The sequence below is a fragment of the Bacillus sp. FSL K6-0994 genome (assembly GCF_038630815.1).
Lineage (GTDB): Bacteria > Bacillota > Bacilli > Bacillales > Bacillaceae > Bacillus > Bacillus safensis.
This window is the reverse complement of record NZ_CP152043.1, coordinates 1261602-1278354: the sequence shown is the minus strand read 5'-3', so window position 1 is coordinate 1278354 and position 16753 is coordinate 1261602. Positions and strand designations below refer to the sequence as shown.

15 protein-coding genes are annotated in these 16753 nt (G+C 41.6%); 2 read left to right on the top strand and 13 right to left on the bottom strand.

All coding sequences use genetic code 11. From position 1 onward, the window contains the following. Positions 1–114: 114 nt before the first annotated feature. On the top strand, positions 115–909 hold the full coding sequence (locus tag MHB69_RS06530; protein ID WP_061109766.1) for a CAP domain-containing protein: 795 nt from the start codon (positions 115–117) through the stop codon (positions 907–909). A gap of 97 nt (positions 910–1006) precedes the next feature. On the opposite strand, the gene MHB69_RS06525 is transcribed toward MHB69_RS06530, so the two are convergent. The 10 genes from MHB69_RS06525 to MHB69_RS06480 all read right to left on the bottom strand — a co-directional run bounded on the left by MHB69_RS06525 (position 1007) and on the right by MHB69_RS06480 (position 12560). Then, positions 1007–1879, bottom strand: coding sequence for an NAD(P)-dependent oxidoreductase (locus tag MHB69_RS06525; protein WP_061109765.1), 873 nt, complete (start codon positions 1877–1879; stop codon positions 1007–1009). Between the two features lie 13 nt (positions 1880–1892). Then, positions 1893–2678 (bottom strand): SDR family oxidoreductase, encoded by a 786-nt coding sequence (locus tag MHB69_RS06520; protein ID WP_342496094.1) that lies wholly within the window; start codon positions 2676–2678, stop codon positions 1893–1895. Positions 2679–2751: 73 nt separating this feature from the next. Then, positions 2752–4713 carry a methyl-accepting chemotaxis protein gene (locus tag MHB69_RS06515; protein ID WP_335370593.1) on the bottom strand — a complete coding sequence of 654 codons (1962 nt, stop codon included), beginning with the start codon at positions 4711–4713 and terminating at the stop codon, positions 2752–2754. Between the two features lie 113 nt (positions 4714–4826). After that, positions 4827–5855, bottom strand: coding sequence for a spore photoproduct lyase (gene splB / locus MHB69_RS06510; RefSeq protein ID WP_342496093.1), 1029 nt, complete (start codon positions 5853–5855; stop codon positions 4827–4829). Between the two features lie 82 nt (positions 5856–5937). Then, positions 5938–6180: a transcriptional regulator SplA domain-containing protein gene (locus tag MHB69_RS06505; protein WP_044331928.1), complete on the bottom strand. Its 243-nt coding sequence runs from the start codon at positions 6178–6180 to the stop codon at positions 5938–5940. A gap of 100 nt (positions 6181–6280) precedes the next feature. Beyond that, positions 6281–7999 (bottom strand): phosphoenolpyruvate--protein phosphotransferase, encoded by a 1719-nt coding sequence (gene ptsP / locus MHB69_RS06500; RefSeq protein WP_041106058.1) that lies wholly within the window; start codon positions 7997–7999, stop codon positions 6281–6283. Next, on the bottom strand, positions 7999–8265 hold the full coding sequence (locus tag MHB69_RS06495) for a phosphocarrier protein HPr (protein ID WP_003211078.1): 267 nt from the start codon (positions 8263–8265) through the stop codon (positions 7999–8001). Before MHB69_RS06495 ends, ptsP begins: the two co-directional genes overlap by 1 nt. A gap of 93 nt (positions 8266–8358) precedes the next feature. Continuing rightward, positions 8359–10458 (bottom strand): glucose-specific PTS transporter subunit IIBC, encoded by a 2100-nt coding sequence (ptsG, locus tag MHB69_RS06490; RefSeq protein WP_024424696.1) that lies wholly within the window; start codon positions 10456–10458, stop codon positions 8359–8361. A 202-nt stretch (positions 10459–10660) separates the two neighbouring features. After that, entirely contained in the window at positions 10661–11515 is an 855-nt protein-coding gene (locus MHB69_RS06485) for a transcription antiterminator (protein ID WP_024424695.1), read from the bottom strand. A gap of 55 nt (positions 11516–11570) precedes the next feature. After that, the gene (locus MHB69_RS06480; protein WP_342496092.1) at positions 11571–12560 is read right to left on the bottom strand and encodes a LacI family DNA-binding transcriptional regulator; all 990 of its coding nucleotides are present in this window, start codon (positions 12558–12560) and stop codon (positions 11571–11573) included. Between the two features lie 93 nt (positions 12561–12653). Between MHB69_RS06480 and MHB69_RS06475 the strand changes: the two genes are divergently transcribed. Then, positions 12654–12797 carry a hypothetical protein gene (locus MHB69_RS06475; RefSeq protein WP_162842493.1) on the top strand — a complete coding sequence of 48 codons (144 nt, stop codon included), beginning with the start codon at positions 12654–12656 and terminating at the stop codon, positions 12795–12797. A gap of 53 nt (positions 12798–12850) precedes the next feature. On the opposite strand, the gene MHB69_RS06470 is transcribed toward MHB69_RS06475, so the two are convergent. The 3 genes from MHB69_RS06470 to stoA form a co-directional block, all read right to left on the bottom strand. After that, positions 12851–13945 carry a Xaa-Pro peptidase family protein gene (locus tag MHB69_RS06470; protein ID WP_034281559.1) on the bottom strand — a complete coding sequence of 365 codons (1095 nt, stop codon included), beginning with the start codon at positions 13943–13945 and terminating at the stop codon, positions 12851–12853. A gap of 104 nt (positions 13946–14049) precedes the next feature. After that, a complete protein-coding gene (locus MHB69_RS06465) occupies positions 14050–15969 on the bottom strand; it encodes a heavy metal translocating P-type ATPase (RefSeq protein WP_342496091.1) in 1920 nt (639 codons plus the stop codon). A gap of 288 nt (positions 15970–16257) precedes the next feature. Continuing rightward, positions 16258–16746, bottom strand: coding sequence for an endospore biogenesis thiol-disulfide oxidoreductase StoA (gene stoA / locus MHB69_RS06460; protein WP_034281555.1), 489 nt, complete (start codon positions 16744–16746; stop codon positions 16258–16260). Positions 16747–16753: the final 7 nt, after the last annotated feature.

Genomic DNA, 16753 nt, shown 5'->3' with positions numbered 1-16753 from the left:
CAAAAATGACAAACTGGCATTGTCAATGGAGGATGCTGGTACGTTTATAACAAAAAGTCCATGTTATGATTTTTTGTGAGAAAACAAAACAAAGATTTTAGGAGGAGTTACAATATGAAGAAGAAATCATTCTTTTTTTCAGCGCTGACAGCTGCTGCACTCATCACATTCACTGGAGGACATTCAGCTGATGCGAAGGAGCTTAACCTGAAACAAGTAATAAATGTACAGCATCAAGCCATTGATCTTCATACACTAGCAGCAAAATTACATATCTCTTCAGATGTAAACAAGCTAAGCAAGTCGAATCAAAAAGAGATCGAAGCTCTATTAAACAAACTGATCAAAAGCGGTCAACCTGTTACTGGAACAAAAGTAGTGAAAGAAGTAAACAAAGCAAAACAAGAACAAAAACAAGAATCAGTGAAAAAACCAACTGCTTCTAAGCCAAGCACTCCAGCAAAAGAAAACACAAACAGCAACACTAAAGCTGACCAAAAAGACACAGCGGCATCAAAAGCAGACAGCAGCTTAAATGCATTTGAAAAAGAAGTGGTTGAGCTGACAAATAAAGAGCGTGCAAAGCAAGGCTTAAAGGCACTTTCTGTTGATTCTAAATTAAGCAAATCTGCTCGCGCAAAATCTCAAGATATGAAAGATAAAAACTATTTCTCTCATACAAGCCCAACTTATGGATCTCCATTTGATCAAATGAAGCAATTCGGTATCACTTACAAATCAGCAGGTGAAAACATTGCCCAAGGTCAAAGATCCCCTCAAGAAGTTGTGACAGCATGGATGAACAGTGAAGGCCACAGAGCGAACATTTTAAACAAAAGCTATACACATATCGGTGTTGGTTATGTGAAATCTGGCAACTACTGGACGCAGCAATTCATCGGAAAATAATATCAAAAAAACCTGTCCCTATGTGGGACAGGTTTTTAGTTTGTTTTGAGAGTTTGTTTAAAGCTGCAAACTATTCCACCTAGGCGGGGCAGTTTATTTATTTGACCCATAATTTATAGATGCTCTGGGTCCCGCTGTTTTCTTCACCCTGTTCGCTCAGCTTTTCATAAAGTGACTTCGCAAGTGAGAGCCCTGGCATTTCTTCCCCCATCAGCTCTGCTTCTTCAAGTGCAATGCCCATATCCTTGATAAAATGTTTCACATAAAACCCTGGCTCGAAATCGCCTTTCAGCATTCTTGGTGCAAGATTTGACAAGGACCAGCTGCCGGCTGCACCTGTTGTGATGCTTTTGAGCACCTGCTCTGGATCAAGCCCTGATTTTTCGGCATAGGCCATTGCCTCTGCGACACCGACCATCCCCGCTGCAATGGCAATTTGGTTACACATTTTTGTATGCTGACCGCTTCCTGCCGGTCCTTGATATTGAATGTTTTCACCCATTTGCTTAAATAGCGGCAGACAGGCTTCATAGGCTGACCTTTCTCCGCCGATCATAATGGCCAGCGTGCCATTTTGGGCTCCTATGTCTCCGCCTGATACAGGTGCATCTAATGCATATACACCTCTTTCCTTCGCTTTCAGCTCAATTTCTTTTGCAAGCTGAGGCTTCGATGTCGTCATATCAATGAGATATGTACCTGGAGCGGCATGTGCCACAAGCCCATCTTCACCTAAATAGATCTCTTCTACATCCGATGGATATCCCACCATTGTGATGACGGCATCTGCACTTTCTGCAATCTCTTTTACTGCCGGCTTCCATGATGCCCCTTTTTGAATCAATGCTTCTGCTTTTGCTTTCGTTCTTGTATAAACGATAACTTCATAGCCTGCATCCATTAAATGCCCTGCCATACTGCGTCCCATTACACCGATTCCTATAAAACCAACTGTTTTGATTTGTGCCATCACTTGTTCCTCCTTAAAGAGACTTTGTCAATCCACCATCAATGATCAGTGTTTGACCTGTCATATATGTATTGGCTTCAGATAAAAGAAACACTGCATATGCTGCAAATTCCTCTGGCTGTCCGTAACGGCCAAGCGGGATCGCTCGTTCAGCCTGTGCTTTGATTTCTTCAACCGTTTGATTCTCTCTTTGTGCTCGGTGCTTTTCCAGCTGTTTCACACGGTCTGTTTCAATTTTTCCCGGTGCTAACGTATTGATCAAAATGCCATCCTTCGCAAGCTCCTGAGCGGCTGTTTTTGTCCAGCCGGCAATGGCAGGTCTAAATGTATTCGACAGCATCAAGCCCGGTATCGGTTCTTTCACTGACATTGACGCAATATTTAACACACGTGCGCCGCTTTTTTTCAAATAAGGCAATGCCTCTTTTAATAATCGAATATAGCTGAGTAAATGAAGCTGAAATGATTCGATCCAATCTTCATCTGTTAAGGTGTCAAGCGTCCCTGTTTTTGGCCCGCCTGTATTGTTCACAAGAATGTCTAGACACTTCTCATCACCGGCCGCCGCTTGAACAAGCGCCTTGATTTGCCCGGCGTCAGATACATCACATACTTGATAAGTCAGCTGTCCTTTAACAAGCGGAGACAGCTCGTTGACTGTTTCTTTCAGCTTCTGTTCATGTCTTCCCGAGAGCATCACATCTGCTCCTTCTTTTGCTAGAGCAAAGGCAATCGCTTTTCCGATACCTTGACTGCTTGCAGCTACCAATGCTTTTTTTCCAGTTAGATTGACATCCATGTCAACACCTCCTCTCGTTTATTTTATCATACAAAAAGAACCTTGCTCACATCGCAAGGTTCCTTTCCGCTCATTACACCTTAAATCGGTCAACCGCCTGACGCAGTGCCTGGCTTGATTCGTTCAGCATTTCAGTTGAAGTTTTCGTTCTTTCTAACGCTTGAACTTGTTCATCTGTAGACGCATGCACTTCCTCAGCTGAGGCAGCAGATTCTTCTGAAATGGCAGCAATGCTTTGAATCGAGTCACTCATCTTCTGCTGTTCTTCTGTCATTTCATTGATCTGTGTATGAATGCTGTCGATTGAACCGACAAGTGCCTGCATTTCCATTGTGATGCTGCTGAGTGCCTCACCTGTTGCATTGATGGCGGCACCTTGTTCCTCATTCATTTTACTTGCTGTTGTCATCGCTTCAGCCGCCTTCTTCGATTCATCTTGAATGAGTTTGACGGTTTCACTAATATGTTTTGTTGACTGCGCAGATTGTTCAGCAAGCTTTCTCACTTCTTCTGCAACTACAGCAAATCCTCGTCCACTTTCTCCTGCTCTCGCTGCTTCAATGCTTGCATTCAGTGCAAGTAAATTCGTTTGATCCGAGATTTCAGAAATAGCAGTCACGACGTTTTCAATATTTTTCGTTTTATGCTCAAGGTCTAGCAGCATTTGCTCTACCTTTTTCGATTCTTCGTTCGCTTGTGTTGATTTTTGGACGAGCACACCAAGTGCGTCAAGTCCTTTATAGCTGGCATCTTCAGATGATTTTGAGTTGGTCTGCATTTGCGTGGCAAGCTCACCCATATGACGTACTTTCTCATACAAATGCTCTGATTTTTCATTAATCGTTTCTGCATCTGATGCCTGCTTAGTCGCTCCTGTTGCCACCTCTTGAATGGCCGTTGCAATCTGTTCGCTAGACAGCAAAGTCTCATTTGAAATGTGGGTCACTTCATCTGCTGATTTCACAACTTGATCTGAAGCCCCTTTCACTTTTTCAATTAACTCCCTGATATCCTCGGTCATTTGATTGAAGCTTTTCGTGAGGAAACCAATTTCATCTTGGGACTTCGTTTCAAGCGTGCTTGTTAAATCGCCTTCTGACACCTTACGAGCGTGCTCTATTAGACGCTTGATTGGCGTTGTAATGCTTCTTGCCAATAAGAAGCTGAGGATCATCGCAAGAATAATGGCAATGACGGATATAATGATACTTGTCTGATTCATTTTTTCTGTGATCCAAAGCAGTTTACTTTTCTCAAAGCTGACACCAACCGTCCAATCGGCTTCTTTGATTTTAGATAGGACCGTCAGTTCTTTGCTGTCATCAACACCTGAGTTGTCAAGCGCTTTTTTCACAGAAGCGACCTTTGATATGTTTTTTCCTTGCTCTGTTGGATGCGCCAAAAGGGTGCCTGTGCCATCAACTAAGAAAGCGGTCCCCTTATAAGGAATCTCTTGTTCATTTATATACGTTTGAATGGAGGACAGCTTCAAATCAAGTCCAGCGACCCCAATGACTTTTCCATTTTTGACAATCGCCTTCGTGGCTGAGACAATCATTTTTTTCGTTGCTTCATCAACATATGGATCTGTCCAAACGACCTGATCAGGCTTTTCGGCTGCTTGTTTAAACCAGCCTTGTTTCGATGGATCATACCCTTCGCCAAGATCGAACTCCGGAAAGCCGAACATTTTTCCGTCACTTGTACCTATATAGGCAAACGAAATGAGTTTATCCTGTTCCTGCATGTTTTTTAGTTCATCGTTTTCAAAAGCCAATGTTTGCTTGGTTTGTTTTCGCGCAAATTCTTCAGTCATTGTACTTGTTGCGAGTTTATTAATTGTATTGCCGTAATTATCAAGCTTTTCTGTAATAATGTCTCTCATACTTTCTGCCGTTGCTGCTGCGGTGGTTTTTGCATCTCGTTCAATCAGTGGTCTTAACACTAAGTTGGAACCCACTTGAACAGCCACGACGGTTAAAATTAAAATAACTGAGATGAAAACAGCTATTCTCACTTGAAGTTTCTTAAACATCTCATCACCCCTACATCTACTTTCACACCTTAATTTATATATCGGCAAAATGATACCGCATTCAATAGTTGTAAGAAAATTTAAATAGAAAAAACAAGCCATATAGGCTTGTTTTAAGTAAAATATTCAATTTTTGCAGAAGGAAAGTACTGATCTATATATGACTCTAAAGCCTCTCTTAGTTCTTGTTCCTCATCTTTTTGATAGATATATTTTCCTATCCCATATCTTCCCCATTTGTATCTTCTTTTTTCTTCGTCTAATTCTAATTTTGATTTCGGATAGTTTTTTTGAATCACACGCTTTGCTGGTTTTGTAAAGCGATGCTGAATCATCTCAAAGGTGATATCGTCTCTCACATCTTCAGGAAGAGCTGCATCAAGCTTCTCAAAAAGAACTTTATACCCTTCCTGCCAGCCTTCGTGGATGTAGATTGGGGCAATAATAAAGCCTAGAGGATAGCCTGCCTTTGCAACCTTAACAGCCGCTTCAATCCGCTGATCTAGCGGTGATGTGCCAGGCTCGAAATATTTAATGACATAATCGGCATTGATACTAAAACGGAATCTTGTCCGGCCGTTATGCTTTGCATCTAACAGATGATCGACATGATGGAATTTCGTGACGAAGCGAAGTTTTCCTAGGTCCGTCTGCCCGAAGTATTCAATCGCTCGTTTGAGTGTATGTGTCAAATGGTCAATTCCTACGATGTCTGAAGTACATGATGCTTCAAATCTCGTGATATCCGGAGCGCGCTCGTTCATATACTGCTCAGCCTGATCTAATATTTCTTCTACATTGACGTACGTTCGGATGTACGGCTTACTTCCCATTGTTGTTTGCAAATAGCAATAATGACAATGCCCCATACATCCTGTTGCAAATGGGATCGCATACTCTGCAGATGGTTTAGACGAGTCAAACTTCAATGTCTTTCTTACACCAATGACAAGCGTTGACTTTGCGTTACGATATTTTTGCAAGTCATTTTTTCCCGGAATATTTCTGACCTGGTTGTGTGAAGTCGTTTCTCTTATTTCGATTCCCATACCCTCAAACTTTTCCTTCAGCTCTCGTCCTAACGGGTACTCTAACGCCCGGGGTTCAATGTAAACAAGCTGGGGAACGAAAGGTTTGATCATATTAAGCACATCCTTACCTTTAAGGTTTTCATACCGTTACTTTAACCGCACAGGATGGCTTTTATCCTTTCTAAAATCTCCCTTATTCAAACAAGTCTTGATAAAGAGCTTCTGCTTCTTCATATGTTGGAAAAACAGCATCATCTGGTGCTAGTGGATGATACGTTTCAAGCAAAAAGAGGGCAAGCTCTTCTTCGTTGTATGGATGTGAAACAATTTCTGCTTCTTTAATTTGTGCTACGTTTGCAGCATGTGGATTTCGATAAATCACATATACTTGATCACCCGGTTTGTAGTCTGAGAAAGGCAATCTGGTCACCTCCATTTTTTAATTATAGGGTGCCCTTCTCACTGCCCAATATGACTCAATATGATAAAATTCGACAAAAAAACCAGACAGTTTCACCTGTCTGGTTTTCATTCACTTAGTTCTGTTGAAACGTCTTCTTGACGAAATCAACCACTTCTTCTGTTGTGCTAAGTGATAAAATATGCTCTTTAAATGACGCAGCTTCTTCTTTAGAAAGCTTGCTTAGCTGCGTTCTAGCTGGAAGAATGGATGTTGCACTCATTGAGAATTCATCTAATCCTAATCCAAGTAGTAGCGGGATTGCGATTTCATCTCCTGCCATCTCACCGCACATGCCGACCCATTTACCCTCTTTATGCGCTGCTTCGATCACAAGCGTAATAAGACGTAAAATCGCTGGGTTGTAAGGCTGGTAAAGGTAAGACACTCGTTCGTTCATTCGATCAGCAGCCATTGTGTATTGAATCAAATCATTCGTTCCAATACTGAAGAAATCTACCTCTTTTGCAAATTGGTCTGCGATGACAGCTGTTGATGGAATTTCTACCATCATTCCGATTTCAATCGAATCAGAAACGTCTGTACCAGCGGCAACTAATGCTTCTTTTTCTTCAAGTAAAATGGCTTTTGCTTCTCTAAATTCTGATAACGTCGCGATCATAGGGAACATGATTTTCAAGTTTCCATATGTACTTGCACGAAGTAAGGCGCGTAGTTGTGTTCTGAAAATCTCCTGCTCTTCCAGGCAAAGGCGAATGGCTCTATAGCCAAGGAACGGGTTCATTTCTTTTGGAAGCTGCAAGTAAGGAAGTTCTTTATCGCCACCAATATCTAGTGTGCGGACAACCACTGCTTTCCCTTCCATCTTCTCTAAAACTGTTTTATACGCATCGAACTGCTCTTCTTCTGTAGGAAGCTGGTCTCTGCCCATGTATAAAAATTCAGTACGGTACAATCCGACTGCTTCGCCGCCATTTTCAAGTACACCTTTTACATCTTCAGGTGTTCCGATATTTGCAGCTAGCTCTACGTGAACGCCGTCTTTTGTAACCGTTGGCTGATCAACAAGTTTCGCCCATTCCGCTTTTTGAGCTAAGTAGTCTTCATGCTTTTTTTGATACGCTTTCACTTCATCTTCAGAAGGCTGAATGATGACGTCTCCAGTAATACCATCCACAATGATCAGATCATCGTTTTTCACCGTTTTTGTTGCTTCTTTTGTCCCAACAACTGCTGGAATCTCCATAGATCTTGCCATGATCGCTGAGTGAGAAGTACGACCGCCGATATCTGTTGCAAAGCCTTTGACAAATTGTCTGTTCAGCTGAGCAGTATCAGAAGGTGTTAAATCTTCAGCAATGATGATGACTTCTTCAGAAATCATGCTTGGGTTTGGAATGTCAACGCCTAGCAAATGTCCAGTCACACGTTTCGTTACGTCGCGAATATCCGCCGCACGTTCCTTCATGTATTCATTGTCCATTGCTTCGAACATTGTGACAAACATCGTCGCTGTTTCTTTTAAAGCAAATTCAGCATTTACTTTATCAGATTTGATTTTATCCTTTACTGGGCTTAGCAGTTCAGGATCACTTAACACAAGAAGGTGGGCAGAAAAGATATCTGCTTTGTCTTGGCCAAGCTCTTTTAGCGCATGCTCTTTAATTGCTTCAAGTTCTTGTTTAGAAACATGAATTGCTTCTTCAAAACGCTTCACTTCTGTCTCTGGATCATTGATGTCTTTTTGGTGAACTGTTAAATCTGGTTCTTCCAGACGATACGCTTTTGCAATCGCAACGCCTGCTGAAGCACCGATTCCTTTCAGTTGTTGCATTACTCGCCTAGGCCTTCACTTTTCATTGTGTCTTTAAGCGCAGCAAGTGCATCATTTTCATCAGAACCAGAAGCAGAGATTGTGATTGTAGCACCTTTCGCAATTCCTAGAGACATTACACCCATAATAGATTTCAGGTTCACTGTTTTACCATTATATTCTAAGTTGATATCAGCATCATATTTACTAGCAGTTTGTACAAGAACTGTTGCAGGACGTGCGTGAATTCCAGAATCTGCAGTTACTTTGAATGTTTGTTGAGCCATTTTTATCAATCTCCTTTTTATACAATTAATACATCCACAATATTATATCATACTGCCGAGCTTGTCATCTAACAAGAACGGCAGTTATGAAAATTATTTTGAAATTTTCATGATGTTTTCTTGTCCAGCTTTGATTTCACCGGATGCTTGAAGGTCAATAAATTGTCCTTCACTTAAGTTGGTAAATACAATTGGAGTCATCAAAGATGGTACTTCAGACTTAATTTTATCAATATCAACCTCTAAAAGTTTTTGACCGATTTCTACTTGATCTCCCTCTTGTACAAATGCTTCAAACCCTTCTCCTTTGAGGCCGACCGTATCAATTCCGAAGTGGATCAAAATTTCAAGTCCACCATCAGATTGCAGGCCAATGGCGTGTTTCGTCGGGAACACATTTAAGATCTTCCCTCTTACCGGTGAAACAACCGTTCCATCTGTTGGCAAGATGGCGAAACCGTCACCCATCATTTTCCCTGAGAATACTTGATCTGGTACATCTGTAATTGGATGAAGCTCCCCTGTAATTGGTGAAGCAAAAATTTCTTCCCCTTGCTCATTTTGAAGCGGCTTTGCAATGACTTCTTCGACCTGCTGGCTGACTTCTTCTTTTGCGGAAGGGTCTTTCGCTGGACGAGGCGTGCGGCCTGCAATGATGTCCTGCATTTGTGTTTTTAAATTATCAGAGCGCGGTCCAAAGATTGCCTGGATGTTGTTCCCTACTTCGAGAACACCTGAAGCGCCAAGCTTTTTCAAGCGGTCCTTGTCCACTTTCTTCTGATCATTGACAGTAACACGTAAACGCGTGATACAAGCATCAAGGTGCTTAATGTTTTCTTGATCACCCATTGCTTCAAGGATTTCATAAGGCAAGTCATTACCTTTTTCAGACTTCGCCTCACTTGCTCCGTCTGCTGCTTCATCCTCGCGGCCTGGCGTTTTCAGATTAAATTTGCGAATGGCGAATCTAAATCCGAAGTAGTAAATGACAGCAAGGACAAGACCTACTGGAATGACGAGCCACCAAGCGGTTCTATTTGGCAGGATACCAAATAGGAAGAAGTCGATTAACCCTCCTGAGAAGGTCATCCCGATTTTCACGTTTAGAATATCCATTATCATAAAGGATAATCCAGCGAATACACAGTGAATCGCAAATAATACTGGTGCAACAAACAAGAATGAGAATTCAAGCGGTTCAGTGATCCCTGTTAGGAAAGAAGTAAGGGCCGCTGATCCCATTATTCCTGCTACTAGCTTTTTATTCTTTGGTTTTGCTTCATGGTAAATCGCAAGTGCTGCTGCTGGAAGACCGAACATCATGAACGGATATTTCCCTGTCATGAATGTACCAGCTGTCAGCTGAACACCATCTTTAATTTGCGCCATGAAAATACGCTGGTCACCACGGACAAGCTCTCCTGACAAGCTCTTGTAGCTAAAGAACTCATACCAGAATGGTGAGTAGAAAATGTGGTGCAGACCAAACGGAATTAATGATCGTTCAATGACACCGAATACAAAGGCAGCCAGCGGCTCATTCGCTGCGAGCAGTCCTGTTGAAAATGAGTTCAGTGCACCTTGGATTGGCGGCCAAATGACTAGCATCAATAGCCCTAAAATAAGTGCTGAAATAGAAGTAACGATTGGAACAAAACGCTTACCAGCAAAGAAGCCAAGATATTGCGGGAGCTCAATTTTGTAAAATTTATTATACATATAAGCTGCTAATACCCCGACGATAATCCCGCCAAAAACGCCGGTAGACAAGGTCGGTATACCGAGCATATTAATATATGCTGGATGGCTTTCCTTGAAGAACTGGGCTAGTTTGAGTGAATCGGATGGAATGGATCCGTTGGCCATTAATACGGCACTCATCGTTACGTTCATGACAAGATAACCGATGATAGCGGCAATTCCTGCCACTCCGTCTCCATTGGCAAGACCGATGGCAACCCCTACAGCAAATAATAGCGGAAGATTCGAGAAGACGATGTTCCCCGCATTCTCCATGACACTTGCAACAAGCTGAATTGTATCGTTGCTTAAAAATTGAGCTACATCAATCAGCTGCGGATTTTGCATCGCATTCCCAAGTGCTAGTAAAATACCGGCAGCAGGAAGGATCGCAACTGGAAGCATGAGTGCTCGTCCAATTTTTTGCAACACACCAAAAAGTGATTTAAACACTGGTTGAACCTCCTTTTGTTTTCGCTTACAACATACATTTGGGATGCTCCCTGACGTACATTTCATAATTAACCGTTTACATTTCACTTTCAAACGCAAAAAAAGGCATGGTGATATAAGGTTGCGCAAATAACAGGATCTTATCCTGTATTTACCTTAAGTCACTCATGCCTGATCGAATCAGTTACACGTTTCAAGGAAACTATGAAATTTTATTTGTCAATCTGTACAGATGAAGTGTCAGGTAGACGGCCTCAGCATCCTGTACAGGCTTTTTCAATGCATGCTGCAAAATTTTGATCATTTTCCAAGCAGTATTGTAGCATAAAGGATATTCATTTTTCAATAGATGAAGCAATTTTTCTGGCTCCTCTAATGATTCTCCCCGTTTAATACGCTCAATTGAAAACGTAATATGGCGTAATAAGCGTAAATAATGAATACTTTCTCTGTCTACTTTCATATGAAATGAATCTTCAATGACTTGGACCATTTGTGTAATGAGCTGCGAATGACGGTTCACCTCAGATAAAGGCCGATTCGTCAAAGCTGAATGGATATGGAGCGCTATAAAGCCAATTTCTCCTTCTGGCAGCTTCGTTTCGACATCTGGCCGCTCGTTAATCAGTTCAACGACTTCCTTTGCAACCTCGTATTCTTTCGGGTAAAGCGATTGCGTCTCAAGCATAAAAGGGTTCGTGATATCATAGCCTTGCTGCACCCGCTTAAAACTAAACGCAATATGGTCGGTCAGTGCAACATGTATATGCTCATTCAATCGCTGTCCCATTTTTTCTCGTATATGATAAATGACGTCATTGGCAAGCTCAATCATGTTCTCATCAATATGATGAAGCAGCTGTTTATATTCTGTTTGTTCCTTCGTGTTTTTTAACACAAACATTTTTTCAAACACGTCTTGATCGAGAAGATCCCCCGATTTTTTACCGAAGCCGATCCCTTTCCCAATCAGAACCACTTCGCCCAAAGAAGGGTGTCTTGCGATGATGACATTATTATTTAACGCTTTATCAACGGTGAAGGATTCCATGAACATCCCCACCTCCTTCTTATTCAATCCCTCTTATCGTACAAAACAGATGAAACGTGCGTCAACGATTGTTTTTCAAAACGGTTGTTGTCCGCTCAATCAGGTGAAATGGCAGCATTCTTTTTTCTGATTTCTCTCCCTTTAATGCCCGGTCGAACAAGTCAAAAGCTTCCTGTCCCATTTGTTTTAGGGGAATATGAATGCTGGAAATCCCCAAAACCTCACTCAATTGGTTATTTTGAAAGCTGAGTATGGCTGGTGATTCTCCTACTTTTATGTCATGACGCTGCGCCTCTAATAAAAAGCCTGCAGAGACTTCGTCATTTGTGATGAATAAAGCTGTAGGACGATTTTTCATTTCCTGCCATTCTGCAAATAATTGCTTCCCATCAAGCAGGGATAACTTCCCTTCGATGATCCATTCCTCATCAATGGTCTGCCCGAGCGATTGCATCATGTCTTGATAAGCCTGAAGGCGCGACTCGCTATTCGCTCCTTCTGTTCTAGCGAGAACGATCGCAATTCGTTGATGGCCGCATGCCGCCAAATGATACAGGCCTTCCTTAAATGCTTGATCATGCGCAATCGACACGGTTGAGCATTGATCGTGCAGCGCAGGATGACAAAATATAATCGGTCCTGATTCCTGCCACTTTAAAATGTGCCTTTCACTTATTGCATTTGAACAAAATATTAAACCGTCCACACGGCGTTCTTTTAAACTCATTAACGCTTCTTTTTCTTTTAATGGGTCATATCCTGTTTGAAATAAAGCAAAATGCATACCGCGCGCCTGTGCTTTTTCTGCAATACCTGTGACGAGTGTGCTGAAATAAGAGTGTTCAATGTTTGGAAGGACAATGCCAAGCATATTCGAATAGCCCTTCGCTAAATGAACCGCCTGGATGTTTCTCGTATACTTGAGCTCTTTCATCGCTTGTAGAACACGTTCCCTTTTTTCTTCTTTAACATAAGGATGCTCATTCAACACACGTGATACGGTTGTCACAGATACGCCCGCTCTTTTCGCAATCTCCCTTATGTTTGCCATTTTTTCTCCTACTTTCTCTTGATATGGTAAGCGTTTCATACTTTAAGATGTATGTGAGCTGAACAAATCACGGGATGGAAAGGGGAATTCAAGATGGGTTTCATCATATGGATTATATTATGTATGACTGTTTTGTTTTCTGCTCGTTTTGCATTACATCCTTTAGGAAAAGAACATAAAATCAAACCGTTTCAATCAATTGATGATTTTTTTGTTGATAAGGATCGAGAAGAGTGATAAAAAATCACGATGACACTTCCAAGACCTGGACGTTCATCGTGATTTTTTTATTACTTGATGATCGTCAGCTCTTTCGGATAATTGGTTAAGGTGACTGGACCATCTGCCGTAATGAGAACATCATCTTCAATTCTTACGCCGCCGACTCCCGGGACATAAATTCCTGGTTCAATCGTATACACCATACCTTCTTGCAGAAGGTCGTCATTTGCCTGACTCATAGAAGGAAACTCATGAACAGAAATCCCTAACCCATGTCCGAGGCGATGTGGGAAATATTCACCATACCCCGCTTCTGAAATCAGCCCGCGGGCTTTTAAGTCAAGATCGCCGATTCTCACGCCTGGCTTACTCATTTCAAGTGCTGCCATTTCTGCATTTAAGACGGTTTGATAGATGTCCTTTTGCTTTTCAGAAGCTTCCTGATAGATAAATGTTCTTGTGATATCTGAGCAATATCCATCGACAATGACGCCAAGGTCAAATAACACAAAATCGCCTTTTTTTAAGGCTGCCTGTCCCGGATTTCCATGAGGCTCGCCTGATTTTTCACCAAAGAGAACCATGGTTGAAAAGGACATGCCTTGAATGCCTTTTTTCTTTAGTTCATATTCTATGACAGCGAGCACTTCTGTTTCTGTGATTCCTTCTTTTAAGGCGTTAACACCAATTTTTACACCTTCATCTGCCAATTGAGCCGCTTTTTTCAGTGTAGCAATTTCAGATTCATCTTTGATCAGTCTGAGCTGATCGAGCGCATCTTCAGCCCGGACGAACGTTTCTGCCCCGGTGACAGCTTGGAGCTGTTCTGCTCTTTGAAGCGGAATCGATTCTTTTTCAATCGCAAGACGCGCCGCTTGAATACCTCGTTTTTCTATCGCTGATTGAATGAAATCAAATGGATTCTCATGATCTTCATATCCAATGATATCGCCGGACCATCCTGCATTTTTTGCCTGCTCGACTTCCATTTTAGGCAAAATAAAAAATGGTTCTGCCTCTTGGAACACAAACAGCCCCATCACTCTTTCATGCGGCTCTGTGAAGTATCCAGATAGATAAAACACATTTTCCTTTGTATGTATAAATGCACCTTGAATGTCTTCTTTCTTAAGCCAAGAAGACAAGCTCTTCATTCGGTTCATCATGATCCTCCTCACACGTTTTACTACTGGTCTATTGTATCAGTTTTTGCTGTATTTCGCACAAAAGCGCACTGGCATGAATCCAGTGCGCCCTGATGATTGATTTAAGATGCACGAAGCAGACGCAGACCATTTAAAATGACCAAAATCGTACTTCCTTCATGCCCGATGACACCAAAAGGCAAATCAAGCACTTGTAAGAAATTCGCACAAATTAACAGACAGATCACCGTTAATGAGAAAATAATGTTTTGCTTAATGATTCGATTCATTTTTCTTGAAAGACGGATCATCTTTGTTAGGTTACTTAAATTGTTCTTCATTAAAATGAGATCCGCTGTTTCTAAGGCAACATCTGTGCCTCCGCCCATCGCAACCCCAACATCTGCTGTGGCGAGCGCTGGTGCATCATTGATTCCGTCTCCTACCATGATGATTGAATTACCTTGTTTTTTTAATTGATTGACCTCATGTACCTTTTCATCTGGAAGACATTCAGCCACTACGGTTTGGATACCGGCTTCCTGCGCAATCGCTTCAGCCGTTTTTTGCTGATCTCCTGTCAGCATGACGGTTTGGATGCCTAAATCATTTAGTTCTTGAATCATTTTTTTGGCTTCAGGTCTGATTTGATCCTTAAGGCCAAGACAGCCAACAACTTCTTCACCCTTTTGAACGTAGACCACTGTGTATCCTTGAGCTGAAAGGTCATCACCTGTCTCTTCAATCTCGCGGTCGATTGACGCCTTACCCGCAAAGTCTTTCTTCCCAATCCACCACGTTTCTCCATTTAATTGTGCTTTTACACCAAATCCAGAGGTTTCTTCAATGGTGACATGGACTGATCTTTCTGTTTGGTGTTCTTTTGCCATATCAGAAATTGCTTTCGCTAATGGGTGGTTTGATTGACTCTCAATTTGATAGAGTGCCTGATAAAAAGCAGATTCATCCTGCCCTTTCGTCATGACGACTTGTTCTACGGCTGGCTTCCCGCTTGTAATTGTCCCCGTTTTATCAAAAGCAATCATGCTGCTTGTGCCTAGTTTTTCTAAAAAGACACTTCCTTTAACAAGCATTCCATTTCTCGCGCCATTTGAGATCAGTGACAGTGCTGCTGGCATGATGGATGCAACTAGAGCACAAGGTGAAGCAACGACCATAAACACCATTGCCCGGTAGAAGGTTTCACTCATACTCCAGCCGAGGACAAAATGAGGCAGAACCATTAATACCGCAACGGTAATCAGCACACCTTTTACATAGGCACCCTCAAATTTTTCGATAAATGCCTGGCTTGGCGAAACACTTTCTTGAGCGGATTCAACAAGTTTAATAATTTTATGGAATAGCGTTTCTTCATTATGTTTCGTGACTTCCACTGTTAAGGAACCATTTAAATTCACTGTTCCTGCAAATACGTCTTCCCCCTGCCCTTTTTCCTGTGGAACAGATTCGCCTGTGAGGGCAGATTCATCCACACTTGTTCTCCCGCTTAAAATGACACCATCTGCTGCAATGCGTTCCCCAGCTTTGACCATAATCCGGTCACCTGGTGTTAATGATGAAGCGGCGATTTGAATGGTCGTACCATCTTCTTCAATTAAAGTTGCTTCATCCGGTGCAATGCTCATTAATGCTGTTAAATCTTTCTTGCTTTTATTTGACGTATACGTTTCAAGCGCACCACTCAGTGAGAAAATAAAAATTAAGATAGCGCCTTCTGCCCAATAGCCAATCAGAGCTGATCCTATCGCTGCGAAAATCATTAAAAGTTCCACATTTAAGGTCTTCGACGAAATCGTTTCTTCAATTCCTTCCTTCGCCTTTGCAAAACCTCCAATGACAAATGCTAGGATGAAAAGAGGAATGCTCCACATGCTCTGATCCTTTAGAATCCATCCAGTTAGAATAAGAATCCCCGATATACCTGCTGCAATTAATTCTCCGTGCTGTGCCCATTTATGTAAGGACCATTTCGATTCCTTTTGATTTGTCGTTTGGTAAAGTGCTGTATTCTCATTCATGATTGTTTTCTCCTCTCTAATTGATAATCATTTTCATATTATCAATCGTTGCCCGTTTCTTTTCCATCTATATTTTCTGCTATTTCAAGCTTTTTATTGGTCTGTCACTCATTATAACAGGTTCTGATTAATTTTCAATTAATAATTATTATAATTTCTTTTTGATAATAATTATCATTATTGATATAGACCGTTCTGTCTTCTTCTGAGCACAGTGTATTCAGATGAAAAGCAAACGAACACAAAAAAGAACCAACAGAATTGGTTCTTTCACAGAAAGGATTTGTTCTACGAATTTGTCCACTCTTTGATTTGTTTTTTCGTCAGTGGACCTACATGATTTTTCACCACTTCTCCTTTTTCGTTAATCAAAAAGGTCGTTGGAATGGTGATGATTTGATATTTCTTCATCATTTCTCCGTGTTCATCTAGTATGATCGGGAATGTAAACCTTCTATCTTTCACAAATTGGGCAACAGCATGTTTACTTTGTTCAGCACCTAGTAAATTCACGGTCAATATGTCAACATCACTCTGATTTTCTTTCACAATCTGTTCAAATTCGGGCAGCTCCATTTTGCAGGACGGGCACCATGTTGTCCAAAAATGCAAAATGGTCTTTTTCCCTTTTTCGGGAACCATCTGCATGTCACCATTTAATGTCGGCGCCTCTATCCTTGGCGCCATCACAGGCTCTTTTGCTTCTGCTGCTGTGCTCGTTAGAAATAGAAGCAGGGTCATCATCAGAAGACTGGCGGGTAGATGTTTACGATTCATCATGATC

Bases quoted from the DNA above. Each gene is read 5' to 3' on its own strand.
- MHB69_RS06530 (WP_061109766.1), top strand. From the start codon at position 115: ATGAAGAAGAAATCATTCTTTTTTTCAGCGCTGACAGCTGCTGCACTC.
- MHB69_RS06525 (WP_061109765.1), bottom strand. From the start codon at position 1,879: ATGGCACAAATCAAAACAGTTGGTTTTATAGGAATCGGTGTAATGGGA.
- MHB69_RS06520 (WP_342496094.1), bottom strand. From the start codon at position 2,678: ATGGATGTCAATCTAACTGGAAAAAAAGCATTGGTAGCTGCAAGCAGT.
- MHB69_RS06515 (WP_335370593.1), bottom strand. From the start codon at position 4,713: ATGTTTAAGAAACTTCAAGTGAGAATAGCTGTTTTCATCTCAGTTATT.
- splB (WP_342496093.1), bottom strand. From the start codon at position 5,855: ATGATCAAACCTTTCGTTCCCCAGCTTGTTTACATTGAACCCCGGGCG.
- MHB69_RS06505 (WP_044331928.1), bottom strand. From the start codon at position 6,180: ATGGAGGTGACCAGATTGCCTTTCTCAGACTACAAACCGGGTGATCAA.
- ptsP (WP_041106058.1), bottom strand. From the start codon at position 7,999: ATGCAACAACTGAAAGGAATCGGTGCTTCAGCAGGCGTTGCGATTGCA.
- MHB69_RS06495 (WP_003211078.1), bottom strand. From the start codon at position 8,265: ATGGCTCAACAAACATTCAAAGTAACTGCAGATTCTGGAATTCACGCA.
- MHB69_RS06485 (WP_024424695.1), bottom strand. From the start codon at position 11,515: ATGTTCATGGAATCCTTCACCGTTGATAAAGCGTTAAATAATAATGTC.
- MHB69_RS06480 (WP_342496092.1), bottom strand. From the start codon at position 12,560: ATGGCAAACATAAGGGAGATTGCGAAAAGAGCGGGCGTATCTGTGACA.
- MHB69_RS06475 (WP_162842493.1), top strand. From the start codon at position 12,654: ATGGGTTTCATCATATGGATTATATTATGTATGACTGTTTTGTTTTCT.
- MHB69_RS06470 (WP_034281559.1), bottom strand. From the start codon at position 13,945: ATGAACCGAATGAAGAGCTTGTCTTCTTGGCTTAAGAAAGAAGACATT.
- MHB69_RS06465 (WP_342496091.1), bottom strand. From the start codon at position 15,969: ATGAATGAGAATACAGCACTTTACCAAACGACAAATCAAAAGGAATCG.
- stoA (WP_034281555.1), bottom strand. From the start codon at position 16,746: ATGAATCGTAAACATCTACCCGCCAGTCTTCTGATGATGACCCTGCTT.